This is a genomic window from Actinoplanes palleronii (assembly GCF_016862315.1).
In the GTDB taxonomy this organism is placed as follows: domain Bacteria; phylum Actinomycetota; class Actinomycetes; order Mycobacteriales; family Micromonosporaceae; genus Actinoplanes; species Actinoplanes palleronii.
This window is the reverse complement of the sequence record NZ_BOMS01000052.1, coordinates 1-14,219: the sequence shown is the minus strand read 5'-3', so window position 1 is coordinate 14,219 and position 14,219 is coordinate 1. Positions and strand designations below refer to the sequence as shown.

The 14,219-nt window shown below is 71.8% G+C and carries 12 protein-coding genes; 10 read left to right on the top strand and 2 right to left on the bottom strand.

Annotated elements, in window-relative coordinates; all coding sequences use genetic code 11:
- Positions 1–306 precede the first annotated feature (306 nt).
- A complete protein-coding gene (locus tag Apa02nite_RS19620) occupies positions 307–1,257 on the bottom strand; it encodes a lysylphosphatidylglycerol synthase transmembrane domain-containing protein (protein ID WP_239164417.1) in 951 nt (316 codons plus the stop codon).
- Positions 1,258–1,468: 211 nt separating this feature from the next.
- Between Apa02nite_RS19620 and Apa02nite_RS19615 the strand changes: the two genes are divergently transcribed.
- The gene (locus Apa02nite_RS19615; RefSeq protein WP_203826270.1) at positions 1,469–2,752 is read left to right on the top strand and encodes an NAD(P)/FAD-dependent oxidoreductase; all 1,284 of its coding nucleotides are present in this window, start codon (positions 1,469–1,471) and stop codon (positions 2,750–2,752) included.
- Here Apa02nite_RS19615 and Apa02nite_RS19610 read toward each other — a convergent pair whose 3' ends face one another.
- A complete protein-coding gene (locus tag Apa02nite_RS19610) occupies positions 2,753–4,435 on the bottom strand; it encodes an APC family permease (RefSeq protein WP_203826269.1) in 1,683 nt (560 codons plus the stop codon).
- A gap of 141 nt (positions 4,436–4,576) precedes the next feature.
- On the opposite strand from Apa02nite_RS19610, the gene Apa02nite_RS19605 reads away from it, so the two are divergent.
- The 9 genes from Apa02nite_RS19605 (at position 4,577) to crcB (ending at position 14,007) form a co-directional block, all read left to right on the top strand.
- Complete coding sequence (locus Apa02nite_RS19605; RefSeq protein ID WP_239164412.1) at positions 4,577–6,829, top strand: putative bifunctional diguanylate cyclase/phosphodiesterase; 2,253 nt, start codon at positions 4,577–4,579, stop codon at positions 6,827–6,829.
- 55 nt (positions 6,830–6,884) lie between these two features.
- A complete protein-coding gene (locus tag Apa02nite_RS19600) occupies positions 6,885–7,946 on the top strand; it encodes a glycosyltransferase family 2 protein (RefSeq protein ID WP_203826267.1) in 1,062 nt (353 codons plus the stop codon).
- The gene (locus Apa02nite_RS19595; RefSeq protein ID WP_067693387.1) at positions 7,943–8,401 is read left to right on the top strand and encodes a GNAT family N-acetyltransferase; all 459 of its coding nucleotides are present in this window, start codon (positions 7,943–7,945) and stop codon (positions 8,399–8,401) included. Before Apa02nite_RS19600 ends, Apa02nite_RS19595 begins: the two co-directional genes overlap by 4 nt.
- Positions 8,398–9,414 carry a pseudaminic acid synthase gene (gene pseI, locus Apa02nite_RS19590; RefSeq protein WP_203826266.1) on the top strand — a complete coding sequence of 339 codons (1,017 nt, stop codon included), beginning with the start codon at positions 8,398–8,400 and terminating at the stop codon, positions 9,412–9,414. Before Apa02nite_RS19595 ends, pseI begins: the two co-directional genes overlap by 4 nt.
- 1 nt (position 9,415) lies before the next feature.
- Entirely contained in the window at positions 9,416–10,996 is a 1,581-nt protein-coding gene (locus Apa02nite_RS19585) for a hypothetical protein (protein WP_203826265.1), read from the top strand.
- The gene (locus tag Apa02nite_RS19580; protein WP_203826264.1) at positions 10,993–11,940 is read left to right on the top strand and encodes a hypothetical protein; all 948 of its coding nucleotides are present in this window, start codon (positions 10,993–10,995) and stop codon (positions 11,938–11,940) included. Before Apa02nite_RS19585 ends, Apa02nite_RS19580 begins: the two co-directional genes overlap by 4 nt.
- Before the next feature lie 50 nt (positions 11,941–11,990).
- On the top strand, positions 11,991–12,974 hold the full coding sequence (locus Apa02nite_RS19575; protein WP_203826263.1) for a right-handed parallel beta-helix repeat-containing protein: 984 nt from the start codon (positions 11,991–11,993) through the stop codon (positions 12,972–12,974).
- Between the two features lie 239 nt (positions 12,975–13,213).
- Positions 13,214–13,654 (top strand): fluoride efflux transporter FluC, encoded by a 441-nt coding sequence (locus Apa02nite_RS19570; RefSeq protein ID WP_239164411.1) that lies wholly within the window; start codon positions 13,214–13,216, stop codon positions 13,652–13,654.
- Positions 13,651–14,007, top strand: coding sequence for a fluoride efflux transporter CrcB (crcB, locus tag Apa02nite_RS19565; protein ID WP_203826261.1), 357 nt, complete (start codon positions 13,651–13,653; stop codon positions 14,005–14,007). The genes Apa02nite_RS19570 and crcB overlap by 4 nt, the downstream gene beginning before the upstream one ends.
- Positions 14,008–14,219: the final 212 nt, after the last annotated feature.

Below are 14,219 nucleotides of genomic sequence, written 5' to 3'. Positions count from 1 at the left end.
GCGCAGGCGCACCCGGTGACGCAGGCGCAGGCCGCGGGCGGGCAGGCGCAACCGGGACGCAAGCGCAGGCCGCGGGCGGGCGCAACCGGGCGCGGGCGGGCGGCGCGGCAGCGGAGGCGGGGCTTGCGTGGGGACTTTCGGCGCGCAGCGCACCAAAACTTCACACACAACGCGGGGACAAGGCCTGCGTGGGGACTTTCGGCGCGCAGCGCACCAAAACCTCACACACAACCCGGAGACAAGGCCTGCGTGGGGACTTTCGGCGCGCAGCGCACCGAAAGTTCACACACAACGCGGGGGCAGGGGTTAGATGGTGCGGCGGGCTCGGCGGCGTAGTAGAAGCCAGACCAGCCAGCCGGCGCCGATGATGAAGCCGAAGCTGATCGCCCGGTACAGCACCACCGCCGCCACCGCGCTCGCGCTGGTCAGCCCGCCGGCCACCAGGCCGAGCACCAGCGCCGCGTCGACCACGCCGAGCCCGCCCGGGATCACCGGGACGCTGGCCGCGGCCATCCCGGCGCAGTACGCGATGAGCAGGTGCACCGGCGAGATCCGGTCCGCGCCCACCGCGATGCAGCAGACCCACAGGCACAGCGCGTCGAAGAGCCAGTTCGCGCAGGCCAGCAGCACCGCGACGGTGAAGTGCAGCGGATGCACCCGGATCGCCCGCAACTGGGTCACAAAGCCGAACAGCCGGTCCGCGCCGTGCTCACGCGGCCGCCGCCGGACCCGGTTCACCCCGCCGAGCAGCGCCCGCACCGGGCGGTCCAGCCACAGCGGGTGCTTGGCGATCAGCCGGACCCCGGCGGTCACCACGACCGCGCCGGCCGCGTAGCCGAGCAGGCTGCGCCAGCTCCCGGTGTTCCGGGCCAGCAGCCCGCCGACCGAGCCGACCAGGATCAGCGCACCGGTGGAGAGCACCCCGCTCAGCGCGATGCACCAGGACGCTTCCGCGGGCGAGACGCCGTACCGGCGCATCTGCCGGAAGTTGAAACTGCTGGAGAAGACCGGGCCGCCGGGCAGGGTCACGCTGAGCGAGTGTGCCGCGTACGCCATCGCCACGTGCCGCCGCACGCTGACCTTGGTGCCGGCCCCGCGCAGCAGAGCTCGCTGCATCCGGGCGTAGGTGCCCATCGAGGCGATCTCCGCAGCCAGAGCGGCGCAGACCCAGCCCCAGTGCGGAGCGCGCAGCTGGGTGAACGCCTCGGACAACGCGGACCAGCCGAGGATCAACTCCCCGCCGAGGACGACCACCATCACGACGGCCACCCATGGGCCCCGGCCCCACCGTCGCGGCGGTCCGGTCGCCGACGTGGCCGCCGCCGCCGAAGTCCCGGTCGCGGTCATTACCGATGATCGTGCCATCCACCGAAGAAGTTTTCGCAACTTCGCCGCGATCATTTGCGCTGGTGGCAGGCTCGGACGGAGACCCGCCCGGCCGGGCCGGACCGTCGGGAAGGACCTCGGAATGCCACGCCCCCGGATCGTCATCGTCGGCGCCGGTTTCGCCGGCTACGCGGCCGCTCGCCACCTGCTCCGGGCCTCCCGCGGCCGGGCCGAGATCGTGCTGCTCAACCCGACCGACTACTTCCTCTATCTGCCGCTGCTGCCCGAGGTCGCCACCGGGATCCTGGAACCCCGGCGGATCTCGGTGCCGCTCGCCGCGACGCTGCCCGGCGTACGCGTGCTGCTCGGCCACGCCGGCGCCTTCGACCTGGACGCCCGCACGGTGGAGTGGGCCGACCCGGAGGGCAACCGCGGTGTGCTCGGCTACCACCGCCTGGTGCTCGCCGTCGGCAGCGTCAACAAGCTCCTGCCGGTGCCCGGCGTGACCGAATACGCACATGGATTCCGGGGCATTCCGGAGGCGCTCTACCTGCGCGATCACCTGACCCGCCAGATCGAGCTGGCCGAGCAGGCCACCGATCCGGCCGAGCGCCGGGCCCGGTGCACGTTCGTGGTGGCCGGCGCCGGATACACCGGGACCGAGGTGGCCGCGCAGGGCACCCTGTTCACCGCCGCGCTGACGGCGCACCGGCCGTTGATCCGGGACCTGCCACGCTGGCTGATCCTGGACACCGCCGACCGGGTGCTGCCCACCCTCGACCCGCGCCTGTCGCACAGCGCGGCACAGGTGTTGCGCCACCGCGGCGTACGGGTGCTGACCGGCACCGCGGTCGAGCAGGCCGGACCGGACGGTGTCCGGCTGACCAACGGCGAGCAGGTGCCCACCCGCACCCTGGTCTGGTGTGTCGGCGTGCGTCCGGAGCCGCTGGTCTCCGGCCTCGGCCTGGCCACCCGGGACGGGCGCCTGGTCGTCGACGAGTTCCTCAACGTGCCGGGCCGGCCGGACGTCTTCGCCTGCGGTGACGCCGCGGCGGTGCCGGACGTGATCCACCCGGGTTCGCTGACCGGGAAGACGGCTCACCACGCGGTCCGGCAGGGCCGGCTGGTCGCCGGGAACGTGGCGGCGTCCTACGGCCACGGGCAGCGACGCGCCTACCGGCACCGGGACCTCGGGTTCGTGGTCGACCTGGGCGGCTGGAAGGCGGCCGCGAACCCGTTCGGGGTGGCGCTCGGCGGGGTGGCCGGCAAGGCCGTGAGCCGGGGTTATCACCTGCTGTCGATGCCGGGGAACCGGGTGCGGGTGGTGGCCGACTGGATGCTCGACGGGGTGCTGACCCGGCAGGGCGTGCAGTTGGGGCTGGTCCGCGGCAGCGCCGTCCCGCTAGCCGCCGACGACCGGAACTGATCAGCCGTTGACCTCGCCGTGGATCCGCTCCGGGCGATGCGCCCCAGGCGTCCGCTGCTCCGGGATCTTGGGCGACTCACCGGCAGCCGGCGGGGCGACGGCCGATGGACCAGCAGCCACCCCCGGCGGGTCGACGGCCGACGGATCAGCAGCCACCCCCGGCGGTGTGTCCCACGACCACGGATTTCCCGACGGGTGCGCCACCTTCGGGGTGACCACCAGCGCCGCCCCGCCCAGCCCGATCCCCGCATAGAGCACCGGCCGCGCCGTCCGCAGCACCAACGCGTGCGCCAGCCCGGCCACCAGGCAGGCCGCCAGCCCGCCGAACACCACCGTCACCCACGGCGAACCCGCCGGAACCACCAGCAGCACCGCCAGATGCCGCCCGGCCAGCCAACACAGCACACCGAGAGCCACAGTGGACAGCAACGGTGCGGCAAACCGCGTCCAGACCCCTTCACCCTCCGGCACCCGGTTCAGGTGCAGCAGCGCGGCCAGCGCGGTCAGCAGCAGCAACACCAGGATCGCGAGGCCACCGCCGACGACGAGCCAGCGGGCGGTGCGTGCCGACGCGTCGGCGCCGGCCAGGTAGGCGCCGGTCAGGGCGGCACCCGCGACCAACGATTGGGTCAGGGAGGCGGCGCGCGGCGCGCCGGTCCGGCGAGAAACCCTTCCCAGTACGCCAGGAAGCACCCGTTCCCGCCCGAACGCGAACAGGTACCTGACGATCGCCTGGTGCAGCGCCAGGACCGCGGCGAGCAAGCCGGTGAGCAGCGTCAGCCGGGCCAGGGTGACCGCCCAGCCGACCATCCGCTCGTCGGCCAGCACGAACAGCAGCTCGGGACCGTGTGCGGCGGCTCGCCCGGCCACCTCGCGCGGGCCGGCCGCCACGATCAGGCTCCAGCTGACCCCGGCCAGCAGCAGCGCGATCAGCAGCACCGCCGCCCGCGCCGCCCGGCCGGTGGTGCGGCCCGGGTCGCGGGACTCCTCGGCATATCCGGCGGTGGTCTCGAAGCCGGCGAAGGCCAGCACCGCGACGGCCAGCAGCAGGCCGAGCAGCGGGCGGTCCCACCGGGCCGGGTCGGTGACCAGGTAGGTGCCGGTCTCGATCCGTCCGCCGGCCGGGCGCAGCACGAACGCGCCGGCCAGGCCGATCAGCACGGCCACCTCGGCGACGGCGAGCAGCCCGAGCACGCCCGCGGCGAACTCGATGCGCAGCGTGCCGCAGAACGCGACGACGGCCCAGCACCCGGCGGCCACCGCCCACCACGGTGCGCTCACCCCGAACCAGTTGTCCAGCAGAGGCGCGGCGGCCTGGCCCAGCACGGCGTAGAGACCGAACTGGATCGCGTGGTAACCGGTCAGCGCGAGCCAGCCGGCGATCAGCGCCGCCGGGCGGCCCAGGCCCCGGGCGACCTGTGGATAGGTGGCGCCGGCGCTCGGGCGGCGACGGATCATCGCGGCGTACGACGTACCGAAAATGAACAGGAAGACCGCGACCGCGACGACGGACAGTGCCACGAGCGGTCCGGCGCCGGCGGCCAGGGCCTGCGGGATCACCGTGACCACGGTGGCGATCGGTGCGGCCGCGGCCACGCCGAACAAGGCGGCGGAGCCGGCGCCGAGACGGCCGTGCGCGAGCCCGGCTGGTGCCGGATGCGCGGGTTCGTCAGCGGTGACCACGAACTCTATTCAGGCGCACCGAACCCGACTTTGACAACCGCAAGTAACGACACACTGACCGCTCGTGACCAGATTGGCACACCCGTTGACGGCTCGGTTGCAATTCCTCAACTGCCGTCGCCGGACGCCGACTGCATCCACGTGCTCGCCACCCAGCAACTGACGGAGTTTCTCGCCGTGGTCGCCGACCGTCCCGATGAAGCCGCGGCGCAACATGCCGCCGTCGAGTGCGCCGTCCGCGCGCTCGGCGCCGACCTCGCCGTGCTGATCGTCGACAGGGGTGTGGTCGCCGCGGTCGGCATACCGGTCGAGCGGATCCCGGCGCAGGCCCTGACCGAGATCACCGATGGGCGGCGCACCACCTTCGAGGCCGACGGCCGCGTCTACGCGGTCGCCCTGGCCCACCTCGGCGGGGTCACCCCGGGGGTGCTGGTGCTCGGCCGCGAGGCGATCTTCAGCGTCGAGGAGGTCTGCCTGCTCCGCGGGATGGCCCGGGTGCTCGAGCTGAGCCTGCAGGCGCGGCACCTGATCGAGGCCGAGCGCCAGCAGTCCGCCGAGAACGACCGCCTGATCAACTCGCTGCAGCGCCGGCAGCGGCTCTTCGACGAGCTGAGCTCGGTGCAGCGGGCGATCGCCCGGCGCGAGCCGCTGCGCCGGATCCTCGACCAGATCACCTCGAGCGCGGCCGACCTGCTGGATGTCGAGATGTCCGGCCTGATCGTGCTCGACCTCGACGACCCGAGCCGGACCAGCCTGTTCTCCAGCCGTGGCGTTCCCGACGAGGGGGTGCTGCGCATGCAGGGCGTGCCGGTGGCGTCGCTGGGCGTCGCCGGGCTCGCCATCATGGGCGACGAGCTGGTGGCGGTCGACGACTACGCGAACTCGCCGATCGCCGTGCCGGAGATCGTCCGGGCGAAGCTGAAGAGTGTGATGGCGGTGCCGGTGCACGAGGACGGCGTGGTGGTCGGCGCCCTCTTCGTCGGCTCCTACCAGGAACTCCGGGCCTGGGACCCGGCGTCGCAGGACGTGCTGCGGGCCTTCGCCGAGCACGTCAGCCTGGCCATCACCGACGCACGCACGCTGCGCGAGATGAACCACGCGTTCCACGACTCGCTGACCGGGCTGGCCAACCGCTCGCTGTTCACCACCCGGCTGGAGAACGCGTTCGCGACCAGCCGCTCCGGCGGGGTGGCCGCGCTGCTCGTCGACCTGGACCGGTTCAAGGTGGTCAACGACTCGCTCGGGCACGCGATCGGCGACCGGCTGCTGGCGGCGGTGGCCGACCGGCTGCGGGAGTGCCTGCGTACCGGGGACACCGCGGCGCGGCTGGGCGGTGACGAGTTCGCCGTGCTGCTGCCCGACGTGTCCGGGGTGGAGGCGGCGGTGCCGGTGGCCCGGCGGATCGTGGCCGCGCTGCGCGACCCGTTCGACCTGGACGGGCGGGAGGTCTTCGCGAGCTGCAGCGTCGGGGTGGCGTATGCCGAGACCGGCACCGTCGACCCGCAGGACCTGCTGGTCCGCGCGGACCTGGCGATGTTCGAGGCGAAGAAGCAGGGCAAGGACCAGTGCGCGGTCTTCGAGCCGGCCATGCGCGAGTCGTTCCAGAAACACCTGGAGATGGAGGCCGACCTGCGCCGGGCGGTGCTCCGGCACGAGTTCGAGCTGCGCTTCCAGCCCATCGTGCGGCTGCGGGACCAGGAGATCTCCGGGCTGGAGGCGCTGGTCCGCTGGCAGCACCCGGAGCGCGGGATGATCCCGCCGCTGGAGTTCATCCCGCTGGCCGAGGAGACCGGGCTGATCGTGCCGATCGGTGAGTGGGTGCTGCGCGAGGCCTGCCGCCAGGCGGCCCGGTGGAACGCCCAGCGCACCGCCGAGACGCCGCTGACGGTCAGCGTCAACCTGTCCGCGGTCCAGCTCGAGCGCGCCGACCTGCCGATGCTGGTCACCTCGGCGCTGGAGGAGAGCGGGCTGCCGGCCAAGTGCCTGATCATCGAGTTGACCGAGTCGCTGCTCGTCGAGCACCGGCCGGAGACGCTGCAGCGGCTGCACGCGATCAAGGCGCTCGGGGTGCGGCTGGCGATCGACGACTTCGGCACCGGGTACTCGTCGCTGGCGTACCTGCGGAACTTCCCGGTGGACATCATCAAGATCGACAAGTCGTTTGTCGACGACATCGGCGACATGCCGGCCGCGGCCGCGCTGACCCTGGGCATCATCCAGCTCGGACAGGCCCTGCAGCTGTCGACGGTGGCCGAGGGGATCGAGCACATCGAGCAGCTCAGCGAGCTCACCGGCGGCAACTGCGAGCTGGGGCAGGGCTACTACTTCGCCGAACCGCTGACCACCGACGCGATGGACAACCTGCTGTTCCCCAACCCGCCTCCTGTGACGTAGGACTCCTTCAGCTGCGGTTCGCCTGGGCGTCACGTGACACGTCAACGGTGGACCCATGGGTGTTCAGCTGACCGTCGTGGTGCCGGTCTACGCGGTCGAGGACTTCCTCCTGGCCTGTCTCGATTCGATCCGGGCCGGACTGACCCCGGAGGAGAACGCGGCCGTCGAGGTGATCGCGGTCGACGACGCGTCACCGGACCGCTGCGGTGCCATGCTCGACGCGTACGCGGCGGAGCACGGCACCGTCCGGGTGCTGCACCTGTCCAGCAACGTCGGTCTCGGCCTGGCCCGCAACGCCGGGCTCGCCGAGGCCACCGGCCGGTACGTCTGGTTCGTGGACAGCGACGACCAGCTCCCGCCCGGCTCGATCCGGGCGGTGCTGGACCGCCTGCGCGAGACCGAGCCGGACGTGCTGCTCGTCGACCACCTGCGCGAGCACGAGGACGGCCGGCTGCAGACCGACGCCAGCTCCCCGCTGCTCGCCGGGGAACCCTCCCTGGACCGTCTGCTCGGCGTGCAGCACACCGCGTGGAACCGGATCATCCGGCGCGGCCTGCTGATCGAGAACGAGCTGTGGTTCCGCGCCGGCTGGTACGAGGACATCCCGTTCAGCAACCCGGTCCTGATCGCCGCCGGCCGGGTCGACGTGCTGAACCGGGTCTGTTACCACTACCGGATCGGGCGCCCCGGCGCGATCACCGCGACCCGCAGTGAGCGCCACTTCGAGGCCTTCGACCAGTACGACGCGCTGCACCGCTGGCTGGACCGGAACGACACGCCGCCGGCCGTACGGCTCCGGATGTTCACCTTGATGGTCAACCACCTGCTGGTGGTGGCCGGCAACGACTCCCGGATGCACGCCCGGTTCCGCCGCCCGTTCTTCCGCCGGATCGCCGAGCAGTACCGGCGGCACCGCCCGGCCGGGCACCGGTCGCCGTCCGGATCGGCCGGGATCAAGCACCGGCTGGTCGCCGCGAACAGCTACGCGCTCTATTCCGCGGTGCGCGCCGGCTATCGGCTGGCGGGTCTGCGGCGCCGGCCCACCGAACGTCCACCTCTGGTTTCCCAGGACACCCCCGTCGCGTCACGACCGGTCCAAACCAGCTCTTTACGTTGACCGGCGTGCTTCGACCCGCCACCGACTCCGATCGCGACCCGGTCCTGAACTGGCGCAACCACCCCGCGGTGCGTTCCGTCAGCCTCACCACTCATGAGATCCAGCCGGCCGAACACGCGGCCTGGTGGGCGAGCCGCGCCGGCACCGTCCTGATCTACGAGGAGGACGGCGTACCCGCCGGGGTGGTGATCTTCAACGGCAACACCTGGTCGTTCTACCTCGACGTCGAGGGGCTCGGCCCGCGTCTGCTCCCCGCCTGGATGCGGCTGGAGAAGGAGGCCGTCGCGTACGCCTTCGGCCCGCTCGGCCTGCAGACCCTCGGCGGCGAGACGCTCGAGGAGAACAAACAGGTGCTGGCGCTGCACCGGCGGTTCGGCTTCCGCGAGACGCGCAGATATGAACGGCTGGTCGACGGGGTCCCCAAGACGGTCGTCTGGACAGAGAGAGCGAAATGAGTAAAACGAAGCCCTATATCGTCGCGGAGATGTCCGGCAACCACAACGGTTCGCTGGACCGGGCGCTGCAGCTGGTCGACGCCGCCGCGGACGCGGGCGCGGACGCGATCAAGATCCAGACGTACACCGCGGACACCCTGACCGTGGACGTCAAGCACCCCCGGTTCCAGCTGTCGGCGGGACACGAGTTGTGGGGCGGCGAGTACCTCTACGACCTCTACACCCGGGCGCACACGCCGTGGGACTGGCACGCGCCGATCTTCGACCGGGCCCGGGAGCGGGGCATCGAGGCGTTCTCCAGCCCGTTCGACCCGACCGCGGTCGAGCTGCTGGAGAAGCTGGACGCGCCGCGCTACAAGATCGCGTCGTCGGAGATCACCGACCTGCCGCTGATCCGGCTCTGCGCGTCGACCGGCAAGCCGATCATCATCTCCACCGGTATGGCAACGCTCAAGGAGATCACCGCCGCGGTGGACGCCGCGCGGGGCGCCGGCGCCACCGACATCACCGTGCTGAGCTGCACCGCGTCGTACCCCGCTCCCCCGGAGTCGACGAATCTGCGGCGCATCCCGGTGCTGGCCGAGGCGCTGCGGCTGCCGATCGGCCTGAGCGACCACACGCTGGGTATCGGCGTGCCGATCGCGGCCGTCGCGCTCGGTGCCGTACTGATCGAGAAGCACGTCACGCTGGACCGGGCCGACGGCGGCGTGGACTCGGCGTTCTCGCTCGACCCGGGTGAGCTCGCCGCGCTCGTGGTGGAATCGGAGCGGGCCTGGCAGGCGCTGGGCACCACCGAGATCGGCCCGACCGAGGCCGAGAAGGAGGGCTTGCGCTTCCGCCGCTCGCTCTACGTGGTGACCGACGTGAAAGCCGGTGACCCGGTCACCGCGCAGAACGTCCGCTCGATCCGCCCGACCGGTGGCCTGGAGCCGGACATGATGAGCATCGCGCTCGGTCGTGTCTTCAGTGCCGACGCCGCCAAGGGAACTCCGCTGACCTGGGACCTGATCTGACGTGCTGCTGAACGCGAACAAGCAGGAGTGGAAGCACTTCCTCAATGCGGCCGAGGTGTTCTGGCAGAAGAACCTGCCCGAGCCGGCCGATGACGGCGTGATCCTGGTCGAGGCGTTCCACCAGGATCTGCGGGTGACGCTGCGCAACCTGGCGGTCGCCAACGCGATCCGGAAGATCCGCCCGGCCCGCATGATCGTCTTCACCGGCGTCGAGGAGTCCTGGGCGGAGACGCTGTGGCAGGGCTTCGACGTGTCGCTGGTGCGGGAGTTCGCCGCCGCGTACGGCGCGTCCGAGACCATCGACGTGTGGGAGATCGTCAAGAAGTCGGACTCGAAGCCGTCTCCGGATTTGGCGGAGAGTGTCGCCGACAACATCAAGGCGACCGACGCCCGCCTCGCCAAGATCCCTCGGATGCGGGAGAACCCGCCGGCCGACCGGGTCCGCTACGGCAACGCCCTCGCGGCGTACTACGAGCAGCAGTTCCAGCAGAACGTGGTCGCGCTGGTCACCAGCCACGTCGACTACGACCAGTGGGGCCTGGCCGTGGACGTGGCCCGGCAGGCCGGCGTACCGGTGATCCACACCCAGCAGACCGGCTGCCTCAAGGCGTACGCGCTCTTCCCCGAGCACGACTCGCACACCGAGACGTTCCGCGGTGAGCTGACCCGGCAGATCGGTGAGGTCTTCGACGGTCAGGTCTGGCCGCGCCGGGAGAAGCTGCGCCCGGTCACCGAGCTGATCGCCTGGCGCGCCAAGGTCAACCTGGGCCGGCCGAGCTGGTGGCGGGGCGGCACGAGCGCGTCGGTCGACCTGAACAACCCGGCCGAACGCGCCCTGCTGCGCCGGCACGCCGCGGCCCGGTTCGGCTTCGACCCGGACCGGCCGATCGTCGCGGTCTTCAACCACGCCGTCTCGGACGCGCTCGGCACCAACCGGGAGCTGTTCCCCAGCCTGTCCGAATGGTTCACCGAGACCGCGAACTGGGCGGCGAACCGCACCGATACCCAGTGGATGTTCCTGGACCACCCGAGCCAGAAGCTCTACGACTCCACCGGTTTCTTCGACCAGCTCGCCAAGCAGCACAAGAAGTCGAAGCACCTGGTCTTCCGGCCCAGCGCCACGCTCAGCAAGAACGCGCTGTGGAGCCTCACCGACCTGGGTGTCACGGTCCGTGGCAGCGTCAGCAACGAGCTCCCGGCGTACGGCATCCCGGTGATCCAGGCCGGCTGGTCGGAGTGGAGCTCGTGCGGTCTGTCCACGGTGGTGGACTCGGCCGACGCGTACTTCAAGACGCTCGACGAGAGCCTCACCGCGATCCGGGACGGCGCCACCCTGGTCACCGAGGAGCAGGTGCAGCGCGCCCGGCTCTGGCTGTGGCTCTACCGCAGCGGCTCGGACGTGGTCACCCCGCAGGTCCCGCAGTGGGAGGTCTGGCCGGCGAACACCCTGCTCAAGTCGATGCGGGCGACGTTCCGGCACATCGAGAGCGACGCCGACCCGCTGTTCGAGACGGTGGAGCGGATGTGGACCCGGCGCGAGCCGCTGCTGACCCGTACCGACCTGTCGGCGCCACTCTCATGAGCATCGGCTCGTGGTTCCGGACCGACTACGACGAGCCCTCGGTCGCCGCCGCGCTCCCGCTGGAGCTGGGCACCGGCGCGAGCCCGTCGATCGTGATCCTGGACCAGATGATCCGTGGCACCGGGATCGTCGGGCGGATCAACGGCGACTTCGGCGCGATCGCGGTCAAGGTGAACGGCACCGGCGCGCCGGTCCGGGTCACCGTCTCGGTCGGGCTGGACGAGATGGGCATCCGCTGGTGGTCCGACCGGGTGCGCCCGGCCCGGCTCACCCCCGAGCTGCCCCGGCTGGTCACGCTGCGGGCGCAGGGTCAGATCCGCGGGGCGCTGGTGCTGGCCCGGCGGCAGGGCTGGCGGGGGGCCGCGCCGGCCACCGCCACGCTCGCCTTCGACCTGCCGGCCGGTGAGTTGGACCGCGACGGTCTGCTGATCGTGGAGCTGGCCGACGCCCTGCCGCCGTCGTGGGCCGGGCCGCGGCTCAGCGCCAGGTCCGCGATCGGTTTGCGGATCAACAACATTTCGGTACGGGAGCAGCCGGCCGCGACCGCGCCGAGTGGGCCGGCCGGGCACACCGGGTGCGACTTCGCGGTGGTGCAGCCGGGTGCGGCGCTGTCGTACCGGTTGGAGGGCGCCGGAGTGTCGGCCGCTCCACCGGTGCCGATCAGTCCCCGCAACCGGTGGACCCGGCAGAAGCCGGCCCGTGCGGTGTTCAAGCTGTCCCGGGCGGCGCGGCGGGTCGCCGTTCGCGCACTCCCGCACCGGCCCGGCGAGGTGGCCGAGGTGCTGGCCGCCGACCTGGTCACCGGGGAAGCCGTCCCGGTCGACGTGTCCCGGCATCAGGACGGGAACCTGACGGTGCGGTTCGCCGCGCCGGTGGGCAATCCGGTGCTGCTCGGCTCGACCGAGGCCCAGCCGACGCTGTCCTGGCGGCTGACCCCGTCATGACCCCTGCCTCGCCCGCTTCCCCCGGCGCTCCCGGCCCGTTGGGTGGCGCCTTGGCGCAGCTCGGCGATGATCCGGTTCTCAACCATCGGGTGCTGCAGGAGCTGCTGGATTCTCGGCCGCCCGGCAAGCTCGAGTTGCCGCCCGGCAACCACCGGATCGCCGAGGGGCTGCGGGTCCCCGGCGGCTGGACGGTCCGCGGCTCGTCCGCGGCGGACACCTGGCTGATCTCGGAGTCCCGGACCGGCCACCCGGTGCTGCACGTACTCGGCTCCGACGTAGCGATCAGCGACCTCGGCCTGCGGCCGGCCCCGGCCGACCCGGGTGAGCACGGCGGCGACCGCGGCACCGGCCTGACCATCGGCGAGTACCTCTACGCCGGCACCCCGGAGTGGATCAGCGACATCGACGTCCGGCGGGTGCACGTCGACCACGGGCCGCTGCGGACCGCGAACGCGATCGGCGTGATGGGCGCGGTGCGAGCCGTCACCCTGCACGACGTGCTGATCACCGGCGGATACACCGGGGTCGCGGTGCACTGGGGCGCGGCCGGGGCGGACGTCTCGTCGATCACCGGTCCGACCTACCACCCGCACCAGCTGACCGTTTCCGATCTGCGGGTACGGGACGCGATCGAGGGCTTCTACCTGAGCTCGGTGCACGACGTCCGGGTCACCGGCGCGTGCCTGCGCGACGTGGAGATGGGCTTCCGGCTGCTGCCCGGCGACAACACCAACCGGTTCGTGTCGTCGTCCGAGGACGTCGGCGCCCGGATCGAGGTCGAGGACGTCTGCGTGCGCTGGACCGGCCCCCGCTACGCGGTGCGGATCGCCGGCTGGGGCCGCAGCGAGGTGGACGGCGTCATCAGCGTGCTGGCCTACCGGGACAGCACGGTGCGGAACTGCCGGCTGGCCGGAACCGGGACCGGCGACGACTGGTCACCGGTGCGCTTCGAACGGGCCTCCGGCGTCGAGTTACGCGACATCACGGTGTCGACTACGGCTGGTGACTGCTGCCGACTCGGCGTGCCGGACTGACCAAGGGCGGGTTCCCACTCCGCAAGATCGTCGCCTACAGTGGACCATGAAACCGCTGAGGCACAGGTCAACGGGCATTTACATTGCCTGTTTCAGGTCGTTTCATGCGATCGGTGGATCTGCCCCGAAGCGCCCGGAACCGGCCGGGGAGGACGCCGCCACGTCCCCCCGGCCGCCCGCGCGCTACCGTCAGCTCCGATGGACCTCACCGTGACCCGCCTCCGGTAACGGGCTTACCCGTGGCGCTGAATCTCGACGTGGACCGCCGTGCGATCGCGGCCGTCGCGGCCGGTGGGGTGCTCGGCGCGCTGGCCCGCTACGGCCTCGGCCTCGCCTGGCCGCACACCCCGGCCGAGTTCCCCTGGGCCACCTGGCTGATCAACGTCTCCGGCTGTTTCCTGATCGGCGTGCTGTATACCCTGCTGGCCCGCTTCCGCCCAGGTCACCGGCTCACCCGGCTGTTCCTCGGCACCGGATTCCTGGGCGGTTACACCACGTTCTCCACCGCCGAGGTAGACGTCCTGCGCGCCACACCGGCGATCGGCCTCACCTACTTGGCCGCCACCGTCCTCGGCGCCCTGCTGGCCGTCTGGGCCGGCGCCACCCTCACCGAAAAAGCCACCACCGCCCCAGCAGCCGCGCCAGAGCCGGCTGACGGGACGCCCGGCGGCGCGCGATGACGTTTCTCCTGGTCGCGCTCGGCGCGGCGATCGGCGCCCCGCTGCGTTATCTCACCGACCGCTACGTCCAGGTCCGCTACGGCGCCGGCTTCCCGTGGGGCACCCTCGCCGTGAACGTCACCGGCTCGCTGATCCTCGGCCTGGTGCTCGGCCTGCCGCTCTCCGCCGGCCTCACCGCACTGATCGGCACCGGTTTCTGCGGCGCGCTGACCACCTACTCCACGTTCTCCTGGGAGACCCTCAGCTTCGCCCGCCGCGGCGAACGAGCCACCGCCTTCGCCTACGTCCTGCTCAGCCTGCTGTCCGGCCTGGGCGCCGCCGCCCTGGGCCTCACCCTCGCCCACACCCTCTGACCAGCCCCAACCACGCGAACCTCCGGCCCACCCCGCGCACGACCAAGCGTGGGGAGTTTCGGCGCGCTCCGCACCCAAACTCCCCACGCACGACAGCCCCAACCACTACGTGGGGACTTACGGTCCACCCCGCACCCAAACCCCCCACGCAAGACGACCCCAACCACTACGTGGGGACTTACGGCGCGCTCCGCACCACAACTCCCCACGCC

Excerpts from the sequence above, each read along its gene's own strand:
- Apa02nite_RS19620 (WP_239164417.1), bottom strand. The coding sequence starts at position 1,257 with ATGGTGGTCGTCCTCGGCGGGGAGTTGATCCTCGGCTGGTCCGCGTTG.
- Apa02nite_RS19615 (WP_203826270.1), top strand. The coding sequence starts at position 1,469 with ATGCCACGCCCCCGGATCGTCATCGTCGGCGCCGGTTTCGCCGGCTAC.
- Apa02nite_RS19600 (WP_203826267.1), top strand. The coding sequence starts at position 6,885 with ATGGGTGTTCAGCTGACCGTCGTGGTGCCGGTCTACGCGGTCGAGGAC.
- pseI (WP_203826266.1), top strand. The coding sequence starts at position 8,398 with ATGAGTAAAACGAAGCCCTATATCGTCGCGGAGATGTCCGGCAACCAC.
- Apa02nite_RS19580 (WP_203826264.1), top strand. The coding sequence starts at position 10,993 with ATGAGCATCGGCTCGTGGTTCCGGACCGACTACGACGAGCCCTCGGTC.
- crcB (WP_203826261.1), top strand. The coding sequence starts at position 13,651 with ATGACGTTTCTCCTGGTCGCGCTCGGCGCGGCGATCGGCGCCCCGCTG.